The organism is Streptomyces spororaveus, assembly GCF_016755875.1.
Lineage (GTDB): Bacteria > Actinomycetota > Actinomycetes > Streptomycetales > Streptomycetaceae > Streptomyces > Streptomyces spororaveus.
Genome location: NZ_BNED01000005.1, coordinates 899,910 through 925,657, shown reverse-complemented (window position 1 = coordinate 925,657; position 25,748 = coordinate 899,910). Strand labels below are relative to the sequence as shown.

Sequence of the window (25,748 nt, the reverse complement as noted above, 5' to 3'; positions counted from 1 at the left end):
GAACAGGGAGACCATGATCGACCTCGACCGCATCGAGACGCTGCTGGACCAAGGGGTTCGCGACAAGGTCTACCCCGGTGTCGTGTGGGCCGTCGGCAACTCCGCCGGTATCCTCGCCAGCGGCACCGTCGGCGTTCTGGACCCCGACCAGCCCGACCTGCGCATGCAGACGGACACCGTCTTCGACGTCGCCAGCCTCACCAAGATCCTCGCCGTCTGGGCCTCCATCGGAGCCCTGTGGGAGGACTGGCGCCTCGACCTCGACCGGCCTCTGGGCGCCTTCTGGTCCGAGGTGACCGGCCACCCGATCGGACAGGTGTCCGCCCGACAGCTGCTGACGCATACCGCGGGGCTCCCAGCGCGGGCCCAGCTCAAGAGCCTCTACGGCACCGCCCCGAAGGCGATCCGGGACGGCGTCCTGAGCGAAGCTCTCCAACGGCCTCCGGGCGAGGCGGTCGAGTACACCGACCGGGCGGCCCTCATCCTCGGCTACCTCGCCGAACACCTATCCGGTCAGACCCTAGAGCGACTGGCCTCCGCCCGTACCTGGCAGCCGCTGGGCATGGACTCCACCCGCTTCGGTCCGCTGCCCCTCGAGCTCGCGGCCCGCTGTGCGCCGACCGAACTCGACCAGGACACCGGCATTCACCTCAAAGGCACGGCTCACGACTTCTCCGCCCGTCTGCTGGGCGGGGTGTGCGGCATCGCAGGCGTCTTCACCGTCCTCGACGACCTCGCCCGCTTCCTGCAGCACATGCTGGAGCCCGCCACATCCACTGAGGCCGGTTTCGGGCCCGAGTGGACCTCGTACTCCCTGACCGTGCAGACCGGCGGCCTGGAGCCCGCACGTGGCCTCTTCTGGCATCCCGCGCCGGGCGCCAGCGACGACGAGGACGTGTGGGCGCACTACGGGTTCACCGGCACCGGCATGTGGATCTGGCCCGCCCAGGACCGATGGGCGGTGCTGCTGACCAACAAGCTGTACTTCACCCGTGACCGTCAGCCCCTGACCGACGTCCGCAACACCTTCCGGCAGCTCTCCTTCTCCTGAACACATCTGGGGGCCCGGCCAAGCCGGGCCCCCAGATGTTGCCGGCGGTGCGGGTGGCTAGAAGTCGCGCGGGGCGAGGCCTTCGATGTCCTGGAGGAGCCGCTTCCATTCCTCCTGGTTGATGACCCACTTGGCAAGGACCAGCTTGTCCAGCTCGCTCCTTTCCCGCAGCGCTGGCCAGATCAATGCTGTCACCGTCGCGACACCGGCAGCAGGGCTTCGCCCGCGATTCACCCCACGCAGTTCGTACTACAAGGTGCTACGGGAGGCTCTGGTTCAGAGCATCTGGGTCAGGAGAGTTGCAAACGCCGAGGTCGTCATCCTGGGTTCAGAGGGTCCTCCCGGCTTCCCCCGGAGCACCGCGGCCTGCCTGCTTCAGGGCTCGTCGGACTCGGCCTCGTACACGTGCGGGTTCCCGCCCTGCCAGGCGATGGCCGGTGAGTCGCCGAGGACCAGGTCATCTGGGTCGGGGACGTCGATACGCCGCAGGAACTCGATCAGGTCCCGGTCGCTGCGGGCGACCCCGAGCACGGTGTCGATGCCGCGGATTCGGATCACGACCCGCCGGCCGCCCGTCGAGGTGATTCGGTGCACGAGGATCGGCGCATGCTCCATCCCTCCAGCCTGCGACGTGCCTGCGGATCGGGCATCTCGAGGTCAGCCGCCCCAAGCGTCGGGTTCGCCGCCCTGCCAGCGGATCGGCGGCCAGCCCTTCTCGGTCTCCAGGCCAGCGGCACGGAACATGTCGACGACCTCGGCGAACGAGTAAGCCGTTCCGAGGGGCCCGTCCTCGCCGTATACGTGGGCCGTCACCGCACGGCCACCGTCTGTTGTGGCGGGGTGGACGACGATGTGCGTGCGGTCAGGCATACCTCCAGCGTGCGCGGGCTCGGTACGTCCAGCACGCCGAGCAAGGTGTTGGGCTTGCAGTACGGGCAGGGACGCCGAGCGGGCGGAGGGCCCGGATCCCGGGCCAGGGGCCGCGTCCGCCCACCTGGGGACAGCGACCGGCGGGGTGGAGGTGCGTCAGGACTCGGCTGACACTGCCTGCCGCGGCGCTCCCCCTCCGGCATCCCCACCACGACGACGGCACGGGACTCCGCGGTACCGCGCCTTGGGCCAGACCAAATACCGGGGCCGCTGCGCGCGGTGAGATTCTCTTCCATCATCGGCCCCAGGGCCACCATCGGCGAGGTGTGAGGGTTGGAGGAGCGAAGCTCGGCGCAGGCTCGTACGGCGCCGCGGTGTGGTCGGGCGGCATGCCGATCTTGTGCGGGTGCACACAGGCTGGCTCCCTGGCGAGGGTGTACCGGTGTCCGTCGGCCGGGTCGAAGGGTGCCTCGCGGCACGGCCGGTCGAAGATGATGAAGTCCTCACGCGGATACCGCAGGGCGGGGCAGATCCCACACAGGCGATGGTCCGAGTCGGGATCAGTATGGGGAGGGCGGCCATCCATGCCAGCACACGGTATCGCGAGGTGACCGACGCCCGTGTCAGGCGCCGTTGCGGAAAGCCGCGTACTGGCGCGCAGCGTCATGCAGCGAGTTCGACCAGGCCCCGGGATTCTCGTTGGCGATCTCTGCCCACAGCCTGGCGTTGGCCTCCGCGAAGGCGTTCAGTGCATCAGGGGGTGCGGCGCGCCAAGCCGGCATCCGGGAGGCCCGCCGTTCTGCTTCGGCGGGACTCGGCTTGGCGGTGGTGATAAGCCAGATGCACCTGAGGGCCGGGTCGAGCCAGGCGGCGGCTTCCCTGCCAAGTCTGTGCGTGTTGCCCTGGGTCTTCCGGGGAGGTGTCACGCACGGCGCATTGGTTCTGCTGATGGCTCCTGACGGTAGTCAACGTGCTGCCTGGTTCTTCGTCAGCTGTTGCTGCGCGGCTTGGGAAGGTGGAAGGGGAGGAAGGCCAGTTTGATCTCCTGGTTGGGGTCGCTGGTGGCTGTGAAGACGAAGTCGTGTCGTTCCCCGGTCACCTGTCGTCCCTCTCGTTTGTAGCTGGGGTGCTCGCGGAACTTGACGACGGCCTTGGCGATGGCCTCGCTGGGGACTCCGGAGCGGATGAAGAGGACCAGGGCTGCTTTGGTGTCGCGCCAGGTCAGGTAGCTCAGGAGTTGGTCGAGTGTGTCGGTGATGGTCTTGGGGCCGCGCCAGATTTTGCACTCGCCGATGAAGATGTGGCGGTCCTCGACGCGGATGAGGATGTCCGTCTTGCCGACGTTGTTGAAGACCTCGCCGGCAGCCTGTCCCTCGAAGTGGCCGTTCAGGTGAACGAGGAGAAGGTCCCGGATCTGCTCCTCTCCCATCTTCGCGACCGTGGTGGGGGCGCGCTCGAGCTGGTTCCGCTGGTGCCAAAGCACCTCCAGCGCGGCTTCGTATTGCTTCTCGTCGAGGGCCGGCTCCGGCCGGAACGGCTGAGCGGTGGGGGTGGTTCGGCGAGGAACGATCCGCCTGCGAGTGATCGGGACCGTGTAGGTGTCCGCGTCAGAGCGCTTCCGCATGGGGAACCCCAAGGACGCCTGAAGGTCGCGGTTGGCCAGAGCCCTCTCCCTGCGGGCCTGGACTTCGCGGACGATCCGCTGACCTGCTGCTTCGTTGTGCACGGTGACCTGGGCCGTGCTCCAGTCGATCCACTGCTGGATCTCGCTGAGCTGCTTGTCGACACCTTGCTGGACGACGCTCGGGTCGGGATTGACCGGCCCGCTCCAATTGACCCTGAGCTCGCCGCTCCTGACCGTGGCAGTCGGGGGGTTGTGCGTGTAGTGGTTGGGCCGGAGTCCCAGGAGGGCTTGATCCCCTGTGATGGGAACGACCAGGGTCACGGTCGTCACTTTGACGTTGACGGTCTCGCCGAAGTGGCGGGTGGCCATCAAGCCGTCCTCGATAGGTTCGGCGGTGATGCCGTCCCGGTCGAGGACGATGGGGTCGATGATGAACCGTGCTCTGAGAGCCTCGTAGACGTCAGCCTGCGGAAGCGTCAGCAGTTCGTTCTCGCTCCATCCGGCGACCGCGTTCGCGATCTGGCCGAGCTGGTGGTTCAGGGTGTCGGCGAGATCGCCGTTGCTGAAGAGCCTGTTGCCCGGGGTCATGGGCCAAGTGTGAAGGCCGCCGCTGACAAACCGCCCGGGCCAGCGTCAGGTTCCTTCGGTCCTGGCAGCCGCAGCCCGTGCTTGCCTTTGCTCAGCGGGCGGCGCGAGCAGGGCGTAGAGGTGCTGCGCTGTTGATTACTGGGGCGGATCCTGATGGTCATGCTCGGCCTGGACTCGATCCGCGAGGCCGCGTTCCTGTTCCGCGGCCCGAACCGCCTCACGCCCTGAGGTCGATTCCGTACGCTGCTGCGCCTCCGCCGAGACGGGGGGCCTGGCATAGCAATACGCCCGACGGGGACCGGATCGTGAGCCGCCACGGGGCTGACAGCGTGGTGGGTCGGTTCATCCGTCGGGCGTCGCCGAAGACTTTTGTCGCTGTGGAGCACGTGAAGGCGGCGCTTCCGCGCTATCCGAGGTAGGGGTACGTGCCGGCGAGGTAGTCGCCGACCTGCTGGCGCATGCTGGGGTGGATGTCGTACTGGTCGAGGTCTGCGGTCTGGAGGAAGCGGACGCCATCAGCCTCGTCGTTGATCGTGGGCGTACCGCCGATGGGGCGGCCGATGTAGGTGTTCTCGTACTGCTGCCGGATCTCGCCGTCGGTGTAGGCGACGATGTGTTTCGGGTTGGTATAGACGCCGAGGAAGCCGGTGATCTCGGCGACGACGCCGGTCTCCTCCAGGCACTCGCGTACCGCGCATTGGGCGGCCGTCTCGCCGATGTCCTGGGCTCCGCCGGGCAGGGCCCACTGGCCGGTGTCGCGGCGACGCTGGAAGAGGATGGCACCGTTGTCGTCGACGACGAGCAGGTTGCTGGCGGGGATGAGGGTGTTCGCCTTCGGTGCGGTGGGGTCGTTGTAGTACTCAGTCCTGCCCATGTGCGGCGGTCCCCTCCTGGTCGGGAGTCCATGGCCGTGCGGCGGCCCAGACGTTTCCAAACTTTGAGCGTAGTTCTCGAACCATCCTGTGCCGTCATCCCCCTTGAGGTGCAGAAGGGGTGGCCGGCTTCGCCACCGTCGATCCCTGGGGCTTCGACCCTCAGATGGCCAGCCCGAAGCGACCGTGGGCGAGCGTCTACATGATCGCGACCCAGTAGGCGATGAAGTGTCGGCTCGAGGCATCGCTGTGAGGAAGGCCTCCTCGCGGTCGAGGCGTCACACGGCGTGGGATGCGCCTGCCGCTCCTCCTCAATTTCGTTGGCGGAGCGCCACGAGATTGCTGCACTCTGAGGAGATGCTGGCCACAATGACCCCACGCCCGCACTACAGTTCCACCGCCGTTCGCCCCGGATGGCTGGACCTTCCCGAGCATGTCCGCCTTCTGATCAGTCGGCGGTTCGTCGGCCCAGTATCGCCTGGACCGAGCTCTGGTAGCGGGTTCACCCGCGGCTTTGCCGCCGTGATCTGCTCAGTTGGCGATGCGCAGTTCGTGAAGGCCGTCAACAGTGGCGACTCCATGCACATCGCGGATTGCTACCGGCGCGAAGCGCTGATCAATACGGCGCTACCCCACGATGTGCCGGCTCCCCGTCTGCGATGGCATGAGGAGCAGGATGGGTGGGTTGTCCTGGGTTTCGACGCCGTCGTCGGAGGACGTATGCCCAGTGAGCCCTGGAAGCCCGAGGAGCTGTCGGCCGCGTTGGATGCATGGGCCACGGCAGCAGAGGCGCTCGCTCATCCGTCTGCCCAGCTTCTACAAACCGGACTTAAACCAGTGGGCGGTGAAGGAGACTTCGACGATTGGCGCGCACTCGCCGGAGGCGCGACTGAGCACCGTCTGCTGCCGACCTGGACGCCATTCCATCTCTTGGATCAACTTGCTGACCTGGAGGCTGGATGTCGCGAGGCCACCGTCGGCACCGCGGTTCTGCACCATGACCTCCGGCAGGACAACGTCCTGCTCGACACCAATGGAGCAGCCTGGATCTGCGACTGGAACTGGCCTTGTCTGGGTGCAAGTTGGTTCGACCTTGTGCTGCTTCTGGCCACAGCATTCGCTGATGGGTACGACGCATCGGCGCTCTTCGCCCGCCATCCCACGGCCCAGGACGTTGAAGGAGAGCAACTGGATGCCGCCTTGGCCGCCCTCTCCGGCTTCTTCCTCGTTTCCGGAGCCCAGCCACCTCATGTGTTCGGATCGCCGTTCCTCCGACAGCACCAAACCTGGAGCGGCGAGGTCGTCCTGCGGTGGCTTGCCGAGCGAAAGAAATGGGCGATTTGACATGGATCCAATTGCAGCAGCGCGTGCCGTTGTAGAGGAACGTCATCCCGCCGCTCGGGCGGCCTTTCTGGGTGGCAGCATCCTGTCGGAACGACGCACGGCCTTGTCCGACCTCGACATCGTCGTGCTTCTACACGGAACCCCGGCCCCGTACCGTGAGAGCTTCCGGTTTCGCGACTGGCCCGTGGAGATGTTCGTCCACACGGAGGACACCTGGCATGCCTTCGTAGAGCGTGAGATACGGCGGCGGCGGAGCCCGCTGCTGTGGATGTGTGCAGACGGCCTGTTGCTCTTCGATGCCGATGGGCTCGGTGCGCGTCTCGACGCTGAAGCCCGGAAGCTAGCCGTCGCGGGTCCGCCCGCTATTACAGCCGAGGAGCTTGAGGACTGGCGCTATGCGATCACGGACCTCCTGGACGATCTAGCTGGGAGCACCGATCAGGCGGAGACGCTGTTCATCGCGACGGAACTCGCCAGGAGAGTCGGCGAACTGGCACTGAATGTGGGTGGATCATGGGGCGGCGGCGGGAAATGGCTGGCACGTCGCCTGGATGTCGCTGCCCCAGGACTTACCGCCAGCTTGCACTACGCCGTCCGTGAGGCACTGGGCGGAAGAATCGAGCCTCTTGTTGGGGTGACGGACGAGGTGTTGGCACAGGTCGGCGGGCGGCTGTGGGCCGGATACCGACGAGGTGGCACACCGTGAATGATCTCGAGCAGACGGGTCGAAAGGCCGATGCGTCGTCGCCTTGGGCCTCTTCGGCTGGGAGGACTGGCGACGCTCCCTACGTATGACTCAGGTTCGCCAGCGGTGACATCATCACTGATGCGTACAGCGTGATGGTGTTGCGGAGGGGGATCGCGTGGTCAGGGTTTCGGCGTTGCGGGGCTATCTACTGGAGGAGTCGCTGGCCTGGCTGTTGCGGTTCTCCGGCTACCGGCTCCTGGTACACGAGGACCAGGATCCCGTGGAGCTGGTGAGCCAGGGTGACACGCTCCGGGTCAAGGGGCGGGGTGCACTGCATCAGGTGGATGCGTTGGGCGAGTTCGCGTTCACGCCGGCGTTCTCGATGCCCGTGCGGCTCTTTCTTGAGGCGAAGTTCTACAGGGACCGGGTCGGGCTGGAGATTGTGCGGAATGCGCACGGCGTCGTGCACGACGTGAACGAGAACTTCATGACGCATGCCGGCAGGCGACCCCGGCAGCGCTACCAGTATTCGTATGCCTTGTTCTCGGCGAACGGTTTCACCCCGGATGCGCAGAAGTATGCGCTCGCCCATCAACTCTCGTTGGTGGATCTTTCTGGTGCGTCGTTCGCGTGGCTGCTGGGGACCATCGGTACGACGGTGTGGACGTTGGACAAGGCTCAGAAGCACCTGGGGCCGTCCGATCCCTTTCCCATGACGTGGCTCCGCACCGAGGTGCGGAAGGCGCTGGGTACCGCACCGGCCCATCTGCTGCCCGCAGTGTCGATCGCCGAGGGGAAGTTCAAACAGGAGGCCACCGCAGCCATTGCGAGCTTCGTTGCGGCTCTGCAGCAACGCAGCGATGCTGAGCTGTTGCTCGGGTTTCCGGCAGCCCCGTTCATCCTGCCGTTGGCCGCTGACGATCACCATGCGTTCGTGGCATACGCGGATGCCCAGCCCGACCACGCGGTGCGGATCCGGCGGCGGGGTAGCGGCGGCTCGGCGGAGTGGACGCTGTCACCGTTGAGTGCGCAGAACGCGTACGAGCTGGCGTTCAAGCTGCCGGAACATGTGGAGGACTGGATCAGCGACATCGCCGAGAAGGAGCGGGGTCGCACGCTGGAGGTGAAGGAGCAGTTCCTGTCGGCGATAACGATCTATCGGATGAGCGGCGGTGGGGTGCGCGCCTATCAGCTGCGCTATGAGGCGAGTTCCTTGTCGCGTGCCTGAGGACAGCCGAGACTCCGGCCTCCCCGCGGGTGTGGGGAGGCCGGCAGTTGGTCAGATCGGCAGGTAAGGGCTGGGCCTGTCGTGCCAGCTGATGTTGAGGGCGTCGCGGGCTCGAGTGGTGGCTACGAACAGCAGGGAGCGTGCCTTGCGCTGTTCGCGCTCGTAGCGGGGCGGGTCCTCGGTGCGGTAGCGGTCGATCACGTGGGTACGAGGGATGATGCCGTCGCTGGCACCGACGATCGCCAGGCGCTGGTACTCCAGGCCCTTGAAGCGGTGCATGGTGCCGACGTGGACTTCGCCGTCGCCCTTGGGACCGTCCTTGGTCAGTTCGGCGCAGGTGATGCCGGCCTTGGTGATCAGGTAGTACATGGTCTGGCTGACCATGTCTCGGTCGGCGACGCAGACGGCGATGTGGCCGCTGGGGTCGCGTGGGGAACCGTTCTCGTCGGTTGAGAGATCGTCGCGCCAGGTGGTGAGGGTGGTGGCGAGACCCGCGAGTTCGGCGTCCCAGGTCTCGTACGGGGTGAAGCTGGGGGCGGGGCCGTGTAGGACGGACCGGTAGCCGGCGAGGTTGTCGGTTCCGTCGTCGAGGTCGTCGTAGCCGACCTTCTGACCGGAGTTCCGCGGTTCGACGACACGCAGGGCGTCGGCGAGGATCTCCCTGGTGGTGCGGTAGCTCAGGGTCAGCCGGGAGGAGCGGCCGCGGATGTTGATGCCGAGGGCGCCGAGGGCGACCTGGTGGTCGTAGATCCGCTGGTGGGTGTCGCCGGCGATGAACATGTCGTTGGGCAGGTCCGGGTCGGCCATGGCCCGGAGCATCTTCCAGTGGGCGGGGCTGAGGTCCTGGGCCTCGTCGACGACGATGTGCCGGTAGCGGTAACCGAGGTAACGCATGCCGGAGCTGTTGTCGCGGTGGATGAGGTCCTTGCCGCCGACCTCTTCCTTGTATTCGCGGCGGGCCCGGATCTTCGCGGCGCGTTCGATCTCGAACCGGGCGGCGCGCTCGGAAGCCTGGCCCCAGGTTTCCACGCCGAGTTTGTCGAGCCGGGCGGTGAACTGCTCGATCAACTTCCAGATGTGGTTGCGCTCCGGGCGGGTCAGGGAGCGACCTCGGCCGGCGCGGCGGGCCTGGAAGTAGGCGGAACGGGTGGGCACGGACTGGCCGAGGATGACCTGCTCCCACTCCTCGAGCAGGAACTCCGGCTCCCAGCGGCGGTCGTCGAGTTCGGCGAGGAGCTGTCGCATCTCGTTCAGCGCCACGTTGTCGTAGACGCGCTGCCTGCCGCGGCCGGGCGCGGTGTTCTCGCCCAGGACGCGTGCGGCGAGCTGGTCGATGTGGGCGATCTCGATGCGGGCGAGGAGTTCGGGCTCGATGAGCGAGGCCAGACGCAGCCGCAGATCGGTGGTGAGGTTCTTGGTGAAGGTGGTCAGAAGAATCGGCTTGCCGTGGCCGGGCGGCATCTGCTCGACCAGGTGCTTGACCCGGTGGAGGGCGACGATGGTCTTGCCCGTACCGGGGCCGCCCGAGACACGGGCGGGCCCGTTGTAGTGGCGGCGGACGATGCGTTCCTGGGTGGGGTGCAGGAACACCTTCCAGGCGCGGAAGTCGCCTTCGTCGATGGCGGCCTGGACGGCGTCGTCCACGGCAGTGACCTTGGTCCGGGTCAGGGCCGCGGCGAAGTCGCCGAGGTCGGGCTCGTGGCCGAGCTCGACGGGCTGGGTGATCTCCTTGCGGACCTCGTCGATGTCCATGCCGGCGGCGAGGCCGTACAGGATGTCCTTCGACAGCAGGGGGGCGCCCTCGACGAGCTGGTCCAGCTCGGGGCTGTCGGTGACCGTGAGGGCCAGCTCGATGAGCTGTTCGGCGACGCCGAGCTCGCGCAGCTGGTCGGCGGTGTACGCAGCGAGTAGTGCCGGTGCAGCCTGAGGCTCTTCCGGTTCAGCGGCGGGGGAGGGCGCGGGCTCGGCTGGAGGTTCTGTGGCGTCCGGCTCGGCGGGGGTGAGCGTGATGCCTGCGCGACGTAGGGCGCTGTCGCCGACTACGGCGAGGTCGACGAATTCGATCTCGCCGGTGACCCGGTTGACCGCGACCTGTAGTTCCTCGTAGACGTCCTTGCGATGGCGGACGGCGATGACCAGCCAGCTCTCGGTGCCGTCCGCATCCACACCGGTGGGAGCGAGAAGGGCCCGATAGGACTGGTTGACACGGGCGGACCAGATCCGGGAGTCGCCCTTGAGCTTCTTCAGCTGGAACCCGGGAAGGCTGGGGTTCTTCCGGAAGTCGTGGCAGAAGTCGTAGAACTGGGCCTTGACCGAGCGGTCGAGCTTGTACAGCTCCTGTTCGGCTTTGCGGTACAGGCTGAGCCGGGCGGTCATCGGGTGGTGCCTTCCGTGTCGGGGAGCTGTTCGAGCAGGGTGTCGAGGTGGTTGAGCCAGTCAGCGGCGGTGCGTACGGTCCAGCCGTCCTCGGCGTACGCGGCGTCCCGGCGCTGGGCCTCAGGGTCGTCGGCCCCGCTGTGGGCGGTGACCACGGCGATCTTGAAGCCGGGGGTCTGCCAGGCGAAGTCGGCCTGCCAGCGACTCGCCCCCAGTTCGAAGCCGAAGACGGGTGCCCGCTTGCCGCGGTCGGCGAGGGCTTCGGCAAGGCGGAGCAGGTCGGGTGCCTCCTCGGCGTCCTCGCGCAAGATCTCCAGGATGTCCTCGTCCCAAGCGGCGTCCCGGATGGCCCGGCGCAGCGCTGCCTCGGCTGCCGAGTCCTCGGTGTGCTCGGGGACGGCAGGCTTGACCGCCGGCTCGGCTACTGGAGAAAGAGCAGCGGTGATGGAGTCGAGCTCGCCCAGCCCACCGCACACGGCGAGAACCTCGACCTCGAAGTCCGCAGCCCGGCTGGCGGCGAGTTGGACGCCGTCACCCCCGGCGAAGGACAGGAACTGGGTGATGTTGGTCCAGTACAGCCAGGACCGCCACCGCAGCTTGTGCTCGTCCGTGTCGAGGACGGCGTCGCTGTCATCGAGTACGGCCAGTGCGGTCCAGCGCAGGTCCTCGGGAGCTGCGGCATCCAGGGCGAACAGGATCGGCAGACCGTGCTCGTCCTGGCTGCGAAAGACGTGGACGGGTCCGATACCGGCCGTGTCGGGGACGACCGGCCTGTCGGCCCGCTCTCGAGCCCCGAGGGTAGCGAGCTGGTCGCGCAGCACGGTGACGAGCTCGCTGCGCTTGCCCGTCGCGGCGACGGCGGCTGTTGCGGGGACGCCCGTGAGACCGGTGACCAGGGCGCGTGCCCGACGCGCCCAGCGAGTGGCGTCGGGGTCACGCAGATAGGCGATCAGCGAGTCGACCGGGTTGGCGAAGACGGCCTCACCGAAGTGGGCACGGTTGCCGCCGTACTGCTCGTACGCCGCCTTGGCCTGCTCCTGGGCGGTGCCCCGGTACGGCGGCCAGACCGGACGGGTGCGCCCCGGGCGGTGCTCGAAGAGGTCGATGTCCGCCCAGGTGATCTGGAAGACGACCCTTCCATCGGCACGCAGCACGGTGCGCCGGGCGGAGTCCTCGGCAATGCGGTTGTGTTCCCGGCTTGCGTGGAACCGGAAGCCCTCGAGGTAGACGTCCACGCTCTGCTGAGGGCCGCCGACCCGGGTGAAGGTGAAGTCGGTTCGGGTGCCTTCGAGGTGCCGCTGGGCGGTGAGCCGCCAGTGCATGACCTCCGAGCCGTCGGTGAACCGCAGGTGCCCGCTGGCGTGGCCGTCCTCGTCCAGGGCGGCGTCGTCGGTGACCTTCACCCAGTCCCGCAGGGCGGTCAGGAAGCGAGCCTCCAGGTCGGATTCGACCTGGGCATCCAGCCCGACCAGCCCGGTGTGCTCCACCTCGGTGGTCTCCCAGCCGTCCTCGCCTTCACCCTTGAACAGCAGTGATTCCAGCATGGTCAGCGCTGCCTGGCGGGAGACCACGTCCTGGAACTGCTCGGGGGTGTAGCGATGCAGGCAGCGGTGGCAGGCCCGGCGCTGCTCCTCCGCGCACGGGCACGCCTTGAGCTGCTCGTACGCCCGGGCGAGCGTGTCCCGGAAGGCGGCCGGGTTGGTGAGCCGGTCCAGGTAACCGGTGCCTCCGGGCAGGGAGTCGAAGAGCACCAGGAACCAGCGGCGCTCTCCGCTGTCGTTGTCCGGCATGGACGCGACCGTGGTGTCCAGGTGCTGCGGGTCACCGCCGAAATGCAGGTCCACGCCGAGCCGCAGGGCGGCACGGAAGGAGTGCACCTTGGCGTCCACATCCGCGGTCGCAGCCGGGATGAGGACCCGCAGTGCCTCGGTCTGCAGCTGGTGGGCGAGCAGTACCGGCTCCTGCGTGGTGCCGTCCTTCTTGCCACGTCGCAGCGGACACCACGGGCGGTGGTGCTTGAGCTGCGGGGACCGGGCTGCCGCCGAGTCGAGGGCATCCGTGTCGTGGTCGAAGACAGGCCGGCCGTCCGCGGTGGCGGCCCCGCACGAGGTGCACACATGGAACGGGTTCAGTCGCACCAGGTGGCCGGCGAAGTCATCGCGGGCGGGGGAGTCGTAGCGGACCGGCCCCACATTGATCCGGCGGATCATGGCGCTGCGGCAGTAGTCAACGCCGAAGGTCTCGCGGGCATGCCGCCAGGAGCCGGGCTCGATGGCCTCCACCGGAATGTCGACCGCGTCCACGACCGTGTACGAACGGCGGTCGCGGTCGTCCTTGTCATCGCGGATCCGGGCGTCCTCGCGCTTGTCCCGCGAGGTTACGGTGGCCGGCTCGACGATCTGGAAGAGGCAGGAGCCGTCATCGGCGATCTGGCTGGTCTTGCACCTCGGGCACGCAGAGCGGTCGGTTGCGGCGTGCTCGGTACGGACGTAGCCGCAGCCTGGGCACACTCGCCAGGTGCGCCACTCCTGGCGCCCTCCTGTGGACAGCTCCAGACCGGTGACCTCGTGCCGGTAGCCGTTGACGTAGAACGTGTTGCCCGGCGCCAGCTCCTGGAGGGCGTAGCGGCGGGGCCGTTCATAGGAGAGCGTGTCGGAGGTGTACACCACCTTCCCCGTCTTCGGGTCGATGCCGTCTTCCCCGTACAGGGTCGCCGACAGCGTCGTCGTCGAGTCGATCAGTGCGTAGTTCGGCAGCAGCCCGAGGTCGCACAGCGCACTCTGGGCCGTCGTGTCGCCCAGGTGGAGCAGCCGCTTGCCCACACCGCGCCGTTCGGCGTCCAGTTCGGCCTTCTGACGGGCCTGGTCGGGGTCGCTCTCGTGGAGTTCGCCGTGCGCCTCGTCGATCTCGCGCAACCGCGCCCGCAAGGCGTCTTCGCCCTGCCTCCACTCCCGCTCCGCCTGCTCCACCTTGCCGCGCAGATCGTGCGTTGCGTACTTCTCCAGCTCGGCCTTGGCTTGGTCGTTGACGCCAGTGGGAAACAGCTTCAGGAAGCCCTTGACCAGCTCTTCGCCCTGGTCGATCGCCAGTTCCACCAGATCGGTGAGGTACCCGGACGGCCCGAACAGGCGGGGAGCCTTGTGTGGCAGCGCCCTCAGCACGATTCCGTCCGCGCGGACGAGGCGGCCGGCGGCGGCCAAGTCCAGCAGGTGCGCCAGGTACTGGCGGCGCAGGATCTCGATGGCCGACAGGTGGCAGCCGGGCGGCACGATGGTGCCCGCGATCAGGTCCTTCGGGCGCTCCAGGAAGTACAGGTCGCGTCGGCGCCGGTCCGGGATGGTCAGCAGGAAGGCGTTGCCGGTGCGGCGTCCGGCTCGGCCGACCTGCTGCGCATACGAGGCGGGACGGCGCGGCAGCGCGGCCAGGACGACGGCGGACAGGTCGCCGATGTCGATACCCATCTCCAGCGTCGGAGTGCAGGACAGCACGTTGGGGTCCTTGAAGCCGCCGCCGCGCTTGAACGCTTCCTCGACCTTCTCGCGCTGCGGGCGCCCCAGCATTCCGGTGTGCTCGGCCGTGACCACCTGATACGTTCCCGCACCGCGGTAGAGGCGCCGGTAGTAGTCGTGCGTGTAGTCGCGATCGCGGTGGTGAATACCCAGGCCCTCCGGCCGGTCGCCAGCCACCAGTCGGCCCTTGCCACACCGGTATGAGGGGCAGGGCTGATCGTGCCACTGGTCCAGCAGGGAGGGATGGACTGTCTGCTCCCAGAAGCACACGGGGCAGCGCACGTACGAGGAACGCACGTGCTCGTCGTCCAGAAGCTGGGCCACGATGCTGCCGGGCTTGAGCCCGTACACCCGAACTGACGTGTCGTTCGGGGTACGGACCGACAACAGACCCATCGAGGCCAGCTCGGGCAGCAGGCGACTCCACAGCTCGGGCGCCAGCTCACGCGGCAGCTCGAGGCATCGTCCGGCCCACCGCTCGTACCAGGACAACCTACCGGTGGCGAAGTCGAACTCGCTGCCGTTCTTGGTCTGGCCGAGCAAGAACACCGGGGCCGCGATCCCCTTCGGGAAGGCCCGCATGCCAGGAGTCCGCTTGCCCCAGATGTAGTACCGGCTGGTACCCGCTTCGTCGATGTACTTGTCGAGCCAATGGTGGGCGACCGCGCCACGGGTGCGCAGCCGCTCCAAGAAGATGCGGACGAACGCCAGGTACCGCGCGTCGTCCTGTGGCACCAGTGGCAGGCCGTCGCGGACGCACTCCTCGTGCAGCTGCCTGACCAACGCGACCACCGCCGCCGGGTCGTCGATGTGGACCTGGGCGGCGGCGGTCCGAGTCAGCTCCAGGGTACGGCCGTTGCGCGATCGGAAACCGAACTCCATCAACGTCTCGAACGCCAGTCGCTGGCCGATCAGCCGCCACGTCTTCAGGTCCCCACCGCGGCCCTGCCCCGACAGAAGCCGGTCAACGCCCTTGAAACCGTGCAGGTCCGGCGGCACCACCGCGGACAGGGTGTCCTTGTCAGTCGTCGCCTCGACCACGTCCGCGATCAAATCGTTGAGCGCGGTCGGCTTGTCGTGGCGAAGATGGCCGGCCAGCAGCGCGCGCAGGGAGAAGGTGAACGAGCGGTTGGCGACGAATCCGGCCCGGTGCGCGGCATCCTGCACCGAGTCGTTGAACATCAGCGTTTTGTCCTCGCGGAGCTCCTTGTCTAGCTCCCCGCCGGTGAACAGCTGGGTGATCGACGCAGCTGCCATCGCGGCCGCGCCGGTACCGAGGTAGCGGATCGCGTTGCGCTCGCCGCAGGCCGGGCACCAGTCTTCCTTGGCAGCCGTATTCGCGGTCTCCCCGAAGTTCACCAGTACGAAGGCCGAATCGCGGGCTGTCAGCCGGGGTTCCTTCGTTTCCCGGTCGTAGTCGTTGAGGGGATCGGGAAGCCGCAGCCGCTTGCGGGTGCCGTCCAGCACCATCAGCACGCCGCCGGCACCCTGCGACGCGGCCGAGCCGGCCTTGCCGCTGGTCGCGGTCATCAGCGCCGCGCCGGAACCCTCGCGGGCCTGCTGTTCCGTCGCGGTGATGAGGTTCCGCACCCGTGCCTTGTCCTGGCCGAGGGAGGCCCGGCGGATCTTGTACGTGTCGAACTGGACGTCGTGGTCGTCGCTCTCGGGGGAGAAGACGGCCCAGCCGGAGCGACCGCAGTCACGGCAGTAGATCGCCGGCAGGAACAGGTTCGCGCTCTGGCCCGAGGTGGCCGTCGTCACCGGTGCCGTACGCCCGCCGTCAGCCGCGCTCGCATCTGCCATGCCCGCGGCATCCCAGCGGAACTCCGCCTTCGGCCATGGCAGTACACCCCGCAGCAGACGGGACACCGAACGCGCCCACTGGTGCACCTCCACGTGTACAAAGGGTCGTGGCTCGGCGGGCGAGGACTCCGGATCCCGGGCGTGCGACAGCAGCGCGACGAACCGTGCCAGTGCCTCAGCGGCCTTCTCCGGCTGCCGGGCCACTGCCTGCGACCAGCCGGCCGCACCGGCGCGCCACATCACATCCAGCACCTCGGGGCTGGTCTTCACCTCGCCGCTCAGGGCCTGCATCACGGCGCGGGTGAAGAGGTGCCGCTTGAGGTTCCCACCGAGCACGAAGGGATCGAGGTTACGGACATCCGTCACCTTTTCGATCAGGTCCAGCAGTGCCTCGTCGCCGGTCGTCGGATCAGGCAGCGCCAGGAGCTCGTCGGGCGTTGGCATCGGCTGCATGGTCACGTCGCCGAGCGGGACGAACTCCTCGACGGACAGCCGGTTCTCCCCGACGATCGAGTCCGCCGTGAACTCCGTACCGAAGACCTGCGTTGCCACCTCGAGCAGTCGCGCCACGCCATCCTCGTCCGTACCGGAGGCCAGCGTCGCCGACGTCGCTACCGGACAGATCTTCCCCAGCGGCTGGCCGTCCTCGGAGGCGCCGACCGCAGCAGCGAGCCGCCGCAGCAGCATCCCGACGTCCGTACCCTGCGCGCCGTCGTAGGTGTGGAACTCGTCCACGACGATGTAGCGAATGTCCGACTCCCGCCATAGCGGCGCGTCATCGGAACGCTGGAGCAGGAGGTCCAGCATCTTGTAGTTGGTGATCAGGATGTCCGGCGGTGACATCTGCATGTCCGAACGCCGGGTACGCACCTTCTCGTACTGGGTCGCAGCCCGTTCACCGATGTAGAGGCCAGCGGACAGCTTCCCGAGTTCGGCGTTTTGAGTGAGCAGTTCGTTGATGCGCTGCGCCTGATCGGTGGCGAGGGCGTTCATCGGGTACAGGAAGACCGCCTTGACGCCAGTCTTTCCCGCGTCCCGCTCCCGCCGGCAGTGATCGAGCACCGGGTACAGGAACGACTCCGTCTTACCTGAGCCCGTGCCGGTGGTGACCAGGGTCGGTTGCGGAGTGTGCCCGTGGGCGGAGGTCAGCCGTGCGAAGGCGACCGCCTGATGCGCGTACGGCTTGAACCCCTCCCGCTGCCACTCCAGGTGCTTCCGCCACCCCTCACCAGCCACGGTGAACGGCGTCCGGATCCGCAGATACGGCCCACGGAACATCCCCGACGTCTCATCCCCAAGGAACCGATGTAGCGCCTCGCGCGCACCCTCGTCGGTGAGCGCGTAGGTCGTCGACAGGTACTGCAGCAGGCTCTCCTTGAGCCCCCGCGCCTGAAGGGTCGGCCTCATGAATTCGACACCTCCTGCTTGGCCGCGTCCCACTCGCCACGGGCAACGGCCTCATCGAGCCGTTTCTGGAACACGGCGTGCGCCGCCCGCATCTCCCTCTCGCGGTCCGCTTTGTAGAAGGGAGCAGCGTATCCATCGGGAATTGGCGCCATGTTTGGATCGGCGAGATGGGACTGGAGCTGGCCGTAGTCTTCCTTCGCCTGCCCGTATCCGAATGCATACGGGTCCATTGCGAGACGTCGACCGTTCGCATCGAACCACATTTCCCCTTCTCGATCGGCAAGAATCGAGTAGCGGGATCGGTAGATCGCGGTCAGCTGATCGGCTGTGATGCCCAGCCAAACGGCGACGAGGGCATCCAGTTCAACAAGGGCGGATCGACGCTCATGCTCGGTGCGCAAAGGTGTTCTCAAGGTCCACTCTTCGGAGATCCCGGAGCTGAGTGCTCTTTCGAGCAGCGGCCAGGTAGCGGCCCAGTTCTCCTTCCCGGCCCATTCGCTCCGAAAAAGGTCTTTCCACAAGACGGCGAATTCAGCTGTGATGCAACTCAGGCGGAGTGTCCGAAGTAGAAGCGGCTCGGCGAGGGGGTGTGCAGCAAATGCCGCCGGCATCTTCTGTACCTCAGCGAACTGTAGGTGAGATCGACCCGTAACGCGGAGGAGGTAATCCAGGGGCAGTGATGCCCAAAATCCCGCGTTTAGCGTCGTTGCGAGGTTGCTTTCCAGCGCAAGGGAGTGCACAGCGTGAACGTGGGTGGGGCCAGGTGGGATGATGGCGGAGAATAGACTGCGCTCGGTATTCTTGGAATCGATCATGGCTCGCCATGCCAGGCGGAAGTAAGCGGAGTACGGCTTGCCCGTCCACTGGTCCTGTCGTGCCAGGTACTCCTGTCGGCTGCAGGCGCGCATGTAGGTGGTGCGCGGGATGGAATCACCGAGCACCGATGTGATATCCCAAGGGGACCAATCTTTCACATTGCGCATTGGCAGGTTCGGTTGCTTGCCGAAGAGCGAACCCACGCCGATGTGGGATCCTTGGAGGATTGTCTCGTCCCAACTGTCCGGGGCGTTTACCTCATGGCGGATGATCCCGTCCGTCTTTCCGGTCGCCTCGTGGTAGCCGGAGCTGATGAGTGGATTGTGATGCCCGATTCTTCTGCTGTAGTCACCCATGCTTGCAATTGCTGCTTGCTCGATCGTGGTGACCGGGTAAAGTAGTTGGGTTTCTTCTGTGGCAGCATTCACTTCTCCGCCCAGCTTGCGCCATTCGGAGAGGAGTTCGTTGGTTACGTGAATGATGCGTGCGCGGTGGGGGCGCACGTCCCACGAACCAGCGTGCTTCTGGGCTGGGATTTCGCCCTCTCCGTCATGGGTGAGGGAATCTGGGAGGGTATGGGCTGCGCGCAGCTGGCTGAGATTCAGAAAGTCGATCTGCTCCCGCTTCCTGCCGTAGATATGCATGCCGAAGGAGACGGTCCGATCAACGTCATCGAAAGCCCAGTTGGCCGAGTTCACGAAACTGGCGTGCAGTCGCAGATGGCGATAAGAGGTGGCGCGCAGCTTGCCCTCTTTTACGCCCTCCAGATGCGTGTCTGGGTGGAGCAATCCGGCCACTCCATGACTGCCGAGATGTTGCCAGACCTGACACATGAAGGACCGGTATAGATTTGCTTGCGTGCCTGCCAGGAGTGGATAGACCTGCGTGGCGGTCAAGTAGTCGGCCATGGTGACCGTGTTAGTCAACTCGCCCAGAACGTAGTCGCGCACCTCCTCTTTTGCGTATTCGGAGGATCGCCGGTTGTTTCTGTCGGTAGTTGTGGGCTTCTCCATAAGCATGAACCAGGGCTCATGCTCCGCAAGAACGGAGTTCTCCTTCCATACTGGGCGAACCCATGGGGGATTTCCTACCTGGAGGTCAAATCCTCCATTGCGTGTGAATACGAGGGCGAACTCCAGCTCCCAGTGGAGAAAACCATGTTCTTCCTGGATGTCTTTCACGACACGCATCCATGGGAAACGGTCTTCGGGGTTGCTCGAGTCCATTCCCATGAAGCCGGGGAGTGTCTCTTCGAAGTTCTTGAGGGCTTCCAGGTTCTTGAAGCTGTCGATTAGGGTGCCTTCCGGGATGTCGGCCGTGCCAAGCATCGCTTCCAGGAAGTCCAACCAGTCGTCCAGTTCCTTCAGCGGGATTTTTGGCCGACGTGACTCGGTCTTCGGCTTTGGTGCGGCACCCTTGGCCGTCGATCCGATCCGCTTGGTTTCAACGACCCCTTCGTCGTGCGCGGTGAGTTCCAAGTCGGCGAACGAAGTCTGCTCCGACCCCAATGCAAACAGTGCCGTCGCCTCGACAAAGCGCGGCTTTGGCTTGGCGGCCGGGAGCACCCGCGGCTCGGGATTCACCGGTGTAGCAGGTTCCTCGCCGGTGAGCGGTACGCCGCCAAGGAGTTGGCTGAGGCCGTCTGCACCGGTGACAACTGGCCGCGCCGTGTATTCGCTGGCTGTGCCGTCCAGGAGACTAGCTTTGTCGACAGGCCAGAACCACAGTGCACACCAGGCGTCCATGACCTTCTTGAGTCGCCAGTACGGAGTGTCGGCGGCGTTGAAGAGGTCTTCGAGGACCTTCTCCTTGGGTAGAGCCTGTTCGGGGTGCTGGAGGAAGGCGTACTCCGGGTCTGATGGGTCGGCCTGCCAGACGTGGATCCTTCGGGCGATCTCCTTCTCCGAGAGATCCATGCGCTTGGCAACGAGCGACCAGAGGAACTCCAAGCGCTGGGCGGCGTCCCGCAGACGGGTGAACTGCGATGCAGGCTCCTGCTTCGACTTACCGCCCTTGCTGCGTTTGGGGCGCTGGAGGATGCCCTTCTTCCAGACGGCGAGTTGATCGACGTTGTGCTTCGCGAGCTCCTTGGCTTCCTTCGAGCCCGTGACGGCTGCCCACCCGGGGCTCGGCAGCAGAAATTGGTGCACAGCGTCCTGGGGGAGCGGCTGCAGCTTGCCGTCCTTGAGGAAGGGTAGCGGGGTCGGTGCCAGTGCGCCCTTGGCCTTGAGCCACTCCTTGTCGGTGACGTGGTCGGCTGCGTAGACCGCCCGACGGGCGCCGATCAGGGAGTTGCCACGGCGCAGATGCAGACCGAACCAGGGGGCGCGCATACCGGGGTGCATGGTGTTAAGCCACAGCGAGACCTCGGCGAGTTCGACGCCTGTGGCGTTGAGGTCGACGCCGTAGGCGTTGTGGAGGGCGATGTACGCCTTGACTTTTTGCTTCTCGGTGATGGCGTCGGCTGTCGGGATGCTGATGCCGAGTTCGCCCTGGCGGCGGCGCAGGTACTCGTCGGCTACCTGGTTGATTGCCTCGTTGAGGAAAGCGCCCGAGCCGAGGGCCGGCTCGCAGATCTTGTACCTGAGTAGCTCGGACGCGCGGGTCTTGATGACGTTGCCGTCGGCGTCGCGCTCCTGGTCGAGCCGGTGTTTGAGAGTGAGCTCGACCGTGACTTGGGTCAGCGATTCGGGTGTGTAGTACGAGGCGGAGGTCTCCCGGTCGCGTCCGGCGAGGCGGTAGACGAAGGAGCCCTTCTCGTACTTCTTGACCCCGCGCATGCCCTTTCGGGCGTCGTCCTCGTCGTAGTGGACCAGGGTTTTGTCCGGGTACTGGTCCTGCTTGTGGGAGGGGATGAGCCAGGAGCCCTTCTCAGGGTCACCGCCCTTGGCGACCTCGCACAGTTCCTCATCGGCGATGATGCCGGTGTATGACATCAGTCCCTCGTAGACGGCGCCGAGCTGGTTGATGCCGAGGTTGCGGTACGAGATGAACCCTCCCCGCTCACCACGCTTGCCCTTCTTCATGGTTAGCAGGCGCAATACCTCGTGGAGGGCCGAGTTGCGCAGGCGCAGATCGAGCCACCGCGGGTCGTTGTCCTCATCGCTGCGGGGGTCGAGGACGCCCCTGCCGATGAGGCGTACAGCCGTAGGCTCGAAGAGCTCGCTGCGCAGCGGCTCGAAGCGGAGACCGCGGTCCTCGCTGCGGCGGGCGGTCTTGGCCTTGCGGGTCTCTTCGTCGTCGCCAGGCTGGTCGTCATCGGCCTCGGTGCCGTACGCGCGGTGACCGAAGTTGACCTTGTTGAAGAGGACGTCCAGGGACTCGTACAGGTGGAAGCCATTACGGGCCTCTTCCTCGACCAGTTCCTCGTCGCGTTCGACGAGTTCACGCAAGCGGGCCATGGAGTAGCCGGCCTCGTAGCTGCCGTCGTCGGCCGGAAGGATGCCCAGCTCGGGGCGGGCCTCGGCGTAGAGAAGGAACAGGATCCGGTAGAGGTAGCGCAGGCTTTCGCGGGTGAGTTCCCGAGCGAAGGGGATCTTCCGGCTTGCGATGTCGGCCGGCGCGACATCGTTCTTCGGGTCGGCCATCCGCTGAAGGACTTCGTTGGCGATGATCTCGACCGAGCGCTGCAGGCCGTGGCGTAGCTCGCCGGAAACACCTGCGGCATTGGCACCGGAGGACTTCAGCAGTGCGTCGATGGCACGGCTCTGGTCGTTCTCGCCGGGCCGGAGCATGCCCAGGCTGAACAGGGCTGCGATGGTGGCGAGTTCACCTTGCTGCGCGCGGTCGTTGCGTTCCAGCGCGGCGTCGAGATTGACGGCGAGGTAACGGCCCTCGTTGAAAGACTGGCGGTCAGCTAGGACGAGTACGCCGCCGCACAGCAGCAGTACGAAGCGCGGGTGGGGGCCGCTGGCCTCTCCGAGTTCGCTCTGGAAGAGCCAGGCTGCCAGTGCGGGGCCTGTCTCGTACGCTTCGCTTGCGCTCACACGGAGTGGCGACAGCAGGCGGCCGGGGCCGTCGGCGTCGAGGGCGGCGTCGTTGTCGGCGGCCCAGCCGCAGTCCAGAGCGACGATGCCGTGGCCGTGGTAGGCCGCGGTCAGGGTGTGGTCCCGTCCGGCGCGGTGAACCGTGACCTCGGTCGGCGTGGGCTCGAAGCCGAGGGCGCCCAAGACCGTCTGGTGCCACTCGGCGAGCCGCTTGCGCCACTCTGGGTTGTTGTGGGTGTTCAGCCGGGCTTCGTCTCCGGCGTCACGCTCGGCGGCCTCGGCGAAGTAGCCGCGTACGTCTTCGGCAAGGTATCCGGAGCGTAGGCCGCGCAGCATCTCACGCGGTGTGCGGCGGGGATCGTTTTCATCGCCTTCGCGTAGGGCCCAGGCGGTGAACAGGCCCTTCTTGAGGTCGGTTCCGAGCTGTTCGGCGAAGTAGTGCGCCGACAGGTACTCGCCTCGGTTGCTGAAGGAGTCGAATTCGGTGCTCATCGGTCGGTGCCCCCTTCAGCGGCGTTGAGCGGTTCCAGGACGGCGAGCAGGCGGAGCATCGGCTCGCCCGTGGTCTCCAGGGACTTGATCAGCTTCAGCCGCCGACTGGCGCTGAGGTTGACTCCGCGCTTGCCCGTTCCGTCGGCGGAGAAAATGGCTTCCTGCTGCCAGTGCACGACCCGCTTGCGGTAGGGCTCGAGGGTCGCCTCGATCTGCTGGCGGTACCTGTCCTTCAGCTTGACGAGGTGCCGTTCCGCTTCCTTGATGGCAGCGGGCACCTGCGCGGTCAGGCCGTCGATGTCGAGCGGCGTGGACCGGCCGGGCATTGTCGGGCCCACGCCGTATCCCTCCAGCACCTCCGCGGTCAGGGTGGTGGCTTCGAGTGTGCCGGGTAGGCCGTGAACGGCCATCCACTCCACGATCGTGGGTCGGCCCAGCGCGTTGGAGTAGATGCCTTGAATCAGGTAGGTCGGGGTGTCCACGGAGGCGGCGAGCACCGGGGCTTGGTGGCGGCCGATCTCCACGAGCACTTTGTCGGTCAGCCAGTCCAGGACCGGGTGGACGTCGGTGACGTAGGAGACGTTCGGCCACTGGGATTTGGAGGACTCCCGGGCTGCCTTCAGCCGGGTGGCTGCGAGGTCCTTGGAGAACGTGATGCGCATGCGGCCCGGCTCGTTCTTACGGGGCATGATCTGCTGCTCGTCGAGGTACGACTTGGGCAGGGCCTTCAGCCGGTACAGCAGGTCGCGCGGGGGCTCGAACGCGATCGTGCCGTCGTCGTCACGGCGGAGGGACAGCTGGTCCTCGGGGTTGGGCTGGCAGACCTGGCGCAGTGCCTCGTCGAAGTAGTCGGCGGTGGAAGCGAAGAGGCTGGGGACGTCGGCCCGGAGGACCTCGGGGTGTTCGGGCACGGCGCCGACCTGCCCGAGGAGCCCGGCGAGGAATGCAGCGCCACCCTGCTGGGACTGCTTGAGTGACTCCTCGACGGTCCGGCCGGCGATGAGGTCCTGGGTGAGGCGGGTCTCTTCCTCTTTGGCCCGGTACAGGCCAGTGACTGCCTCCGCAGAGCCTTCGATCTTGTGGGCTTCCTCCTCGCGTTTGAGGAGCTTCTCGCCCACCAGCCGGTCGTCCAGAGTGCGCGGTTGGCCGGTCGTCTCGTCCGTACGCCAGGGGGCGTCGCTGGTGAGGATCAAGGCCCGGAACTGCGGTTGGTGTTCCTGGCCGTAGCGGTCGATACGGCCGTTGCGCTGCTCGATCCGGATCAGAGACCACGGCAGGTCGAAGTGGATCAGGCGATGGCACTGCTGGTGCAGGTTTACGCCCTCGGAGGCGACATCGCCGGTGAGCAGGATGCGTACCGGGTCGTCGCGCAGCCCGAACTTCTCGACGATGGCCTGCTGCTCTTCGTCGCTGGAGGCCTCGCCGTGCATGACCTGCACTGCGCCGCCGAACGCCAGCCAGGGCTTCTTCTCGTCTGGGCTGGCTCCGTGCGTGAAACCGAGCGCTGCCGGGACAGTCTCTGCCAGCCACTTCAGGGTGGGGATGCGCTCGGAGAACACCACGACGCGGGTTGCCGACCCAGGGCCGACCCCCATCTTCCGCAGCTCGTCCAGTAGCGCCGTCAGCTTTGCCGAGTCCTCGTCCTGGATCTGCTCAGCCAGGCCCCGCAAGTCGACGAGGGCGGCGCGCTCCGCCTGCCGTGCCGCTTCCCGGACCGCAGGGTCGACCGGCCGCGTGGCCTTCTGGGCACGGTCCGTCGACTGCTCAGTGGACGGCTTGTCCAGCGTCGCCAGCCGCGTCTTGACCGTCTCCAGAAGGGCCCGGTGCGAAGACAGGAAGGACTTCAGTAGCTGGTACGGCACGAGCTGGTGCCGGCTGACCGACGGCTGCGCCGGATCACCCGGAATCCAGCGCGCGGCCAGTTCTCGGAAGACGGCCAGCTCCTTCTCACCAGCCGGCACATGAATGGGCTGCGACGGGCCGCGGTCCGCCCAGGAGCCCTTCAGTGAGTCGCGCACCTCGGCCGAGGTCTTGGTGCGCCTGATGTAGAGGTGGCCGAGGTCCTCCACCGCGTACGCGGAGGGGTCTGTGATGGCCGCCTCGTCGAGCATCATGACCAGCTCGGCGAAGGATTGGGTGCGGCCGTTGTGTGGTGTGGCAGAGGCCAGCACGAGTGCGTCGGTCTTGCGGGCGAGGAGGCGAGCGAGCTCGTTGTTCTTCGTTCCCCGGTTGACGAGGTTGTGGGACTCGTCGATGACGACGGCATCCCAGTCGGTGTGCTCCAGGTGGTGCGCGTAGACATCGCTCTTGAGGGTGTCCACGGAGATGATCGCCCGCTTGAAGTACGCGAACGGGTTGCGGCCGGCCGGGATGTCCTGCTGGATGCGCTGGATGCCCGTCGAGTCCAGGCGTACCAGAGGAATGGCGAAGCGGGTCCACAGCTCGCGCTGGAACTGCTCCAGCACATGCTGCGGGGTCACCACCAGAATCCGCTCACCGCGGCCGCGCCGGATCAGCTCGGCCAGCAGTACCCCGATTTCCAGAGTCTTGCCCAGGCCCACCACATCCGCGATCAGGATGCGCGGCTGCGGGTTTTTCATCGACAGCGCCAGCTCGGCAGGGCGCAGCTGGTGCACCTGCTGGTCCATGAGGAATCCGTCGGCCAGCGCCAGCCCGTGCTCGGTCTGCGGCAGGAACGTCTTGCGGATCACGGACTCGAGGAACAGTCGGCCGCGCCGGTGGTTCGGCGAGTCGTCCGCGACGAGTCGCGTCTCCCGGGGGTCCAGCTCCTGGATGTCGTCGAGCCGACTGTAGAAGACGGCGTCGGTGCCGCGGACGAACGACGAGATACCGGTGACCTCGACCATCCACCCGTCGAGCTTCGTGTCTTTGCAGTTACGGACGAGCCATAGCTCATCCCGGATCAGTACCTGAGCCCCCGGCGCGTAGCCGGACGAGGCAGGACCTGAACGCCGCTCCGGAACATCGTCGGGCCTCCAGGCGTCCCACACCGCATCGCCCTGGCCGCCCACGGCTTCCGCCTCGACGCTCAACGTCCGCTCCGATCCTCTACCTGCGGCCTTGGCGGCCGCTC

The 25,748-nt window shown here is 66.7% G+C and carries 13 protein-coding genes; 4 read left to right on the top strand and 9 right to left on the bottom strand.

Annotation, left to right across the window (positions count from 1 at the left end; translation table 11 throughout):
- Positions 1-13 precede the first annotated feature (13 nt).
- Positions 14-1,051: a serine hydrolase domain-containing protein gene (locus Sspor_RS06875; RefSeq protein ID WP_202198265.1), complete on the top strand. Its 1,038-nt coding sequence runs from the start codon at positions 14-16 to the stop codon at positions 1,049-1,051.
- A 57-nt stretch (positions 1,052-1,108) separates the two neighbouring features.
- Here the strand turns inward: Sspor_RS06875 and Sspor_RS41025 are convergent, their stop codons facing one another.
- The 5 genes from Sspor_RS41025 to Sspor_RS06855 form a co-directional block, all read right to left on the bottom strand.
- Positions 1,109-1,237, bottom strand: a complete 129-nt coding sequence (locus Sspor_RS41025; protein ID WP_272934830.1) for a hypothetical protein — start codon at positions 1,235-1,237, stop codon at positions 1,109-1,111.
- A 189-nt stretch (positions 1,238-1,426) separates the two neighbouring features.
- Positions 1,427-1,666 (bottom strand): hypothetical protein, encoded by a 240-nt coding sequence (locus Sspor_RS06870; RefSeq protein ID WP_202198264.1) that lies wholly within the window; start codon positions 1,664-1,666, stop codon positions 1,427-1,429.
- A gap of 42 nt (positions 1,667-1,708) precedes the next feature.
- On the bottom strand, positions 1,709-1,921 hold the full coding sequence (locus tag Sspor_RS06865) for a hypothetical protein (protein WP_202198263.1): 213 nt from the start codon (positions 1,919-1,921) through the stop codon (positions 1,709-1,711).
- 988 nt (positions 1,922-2,909) lie between these two features.
- Complete coding sequence (locus tag Sspor_RS06860) at positions 2,910-4,133, bottom strand: hypothetical protein (protein WP_202198262.1); 1,224 nt, start codon at positions 4,131-4,133, stop codon at positions 2,910-2,912.
- Positions 4,134-4,539: 406 nt separating this feature from the next.
- The gene (locus tag Sspor_RS06855) at positions 4,540-5,007 is read right to left on the bottom strand and encodes an NUDIX hydrolase (RefSeq protein WP_202198261.1); all 468 of its coding nucleotides are present in this window, start codon (positions 5,005-5,007) and stop codon (positions 4,540-4,542) included.
- A 355-nt stretch (positions 5,008-5,362) separates the two neighbouring features.
- On the opposite strand from Sspor_RS06855, the gene Sspor_RS06850 reads away from it, so the two are divergent.
- From Sspor_RS06850 to Sspor_RS06840, 3 genes are all read left to right on the top strand, one after another.
- Positions 5,363-6,349 carry a phosphotransferase gene (locus Sspor_RS06850; protein WP_202198260.1) on the top strand — a complete coding sequence of 329 codons (987 nt, stop codon included), beginning with the start codon at positions 5,363-5,365 and terminating at the stop codon, positions 6,347-6,349.
- 1 nt (position 6,350) lies between these two features.
- On the top strand, positions 6,351-7,055 hold the full coding sequence (locus Sspor_RS06845; protein ID WP_202198259.1) for a nucleotidyltransferase domain-containing protein: 705 nt from the start codon (positions 6,351-6,353) through the stop codon (positions 7,053-7,055).
- 157 nt (positions 7,056-7,212) lie between these two features.
- On the top strand, positions 7,213-8,265 hold the full coding sequence (locus Sspor_RS06840) for a PDDEXK family nuclease (RefSeq protein ID WP_202198258.1): 1,053 nt from the start codon (positions 7,213-7,215) through the stop codon (positions 8,263-8,265).
- 51 nt (positions 8,266-8,316) lie between these two features.
- On the opposite strand, the gene Sspor_RS06835 is transcribed toward Sspor_RS06840, so the two are convergent.
- From Sspor_RS06835 to Sspor_RS06820, 4 genes are read right to left on the bottom strand one after another with little or no spacing between them, the layout of a single operon-like run.
- A complete protein-coding gene (locus Sspor_RS06835) occupies positions 8,317-10,641 on the bottom strand; it encodes a UvrD-helicase domain-containing protein (protein WP_202198257.1) in 2,325 nt (774 codons plus the stop codon).
- On the bottom strand, positions 10,638-17,360 hold the full coding sequence (locus Sspor_RS06830; protein WP_202198256.1) for a DEAD/DEAH box helicase family protein: 6,723 nt from the start codon (positions 17,358-17,360) through the stop codon (positions 10,638-10,640). The genes Sspor_RS06835 and Sspor_RS06830 overlap by 4 nt, the downstream gene beginning before the upstream one ends.
- Positions 17,357-22,654: a hypothetical protein gene (locus Sspor_RS06825; protein WP_202198255.1), complete on the bottom strand. Its 5,298-nt coding sequence runs from the start codon at positions 22,652-22,654 to the stop codon at positions 17,357-17,359. The genes Sspor_RS06830 and Sspor_RS06825 overlap by 4 nt, the downstream gene beginning before the upstream one ends.
- Complete coding sequence (locus tag Sspor_RS06820) at positions 22,651-25,707, bottom strand: SNF2-related protein (protein ID WP_308445526.1); 3,057 nt, start codon at positions 25,705-25,707, stop codon at positions 22,651-22,653. Before Sspor_RS06820 ends, Sspor_RS06825 begins: the two co-directional genes overlap by 4 nt.
- Positions 25,708-25,748 lie beyond the last annotated feature (41 nt).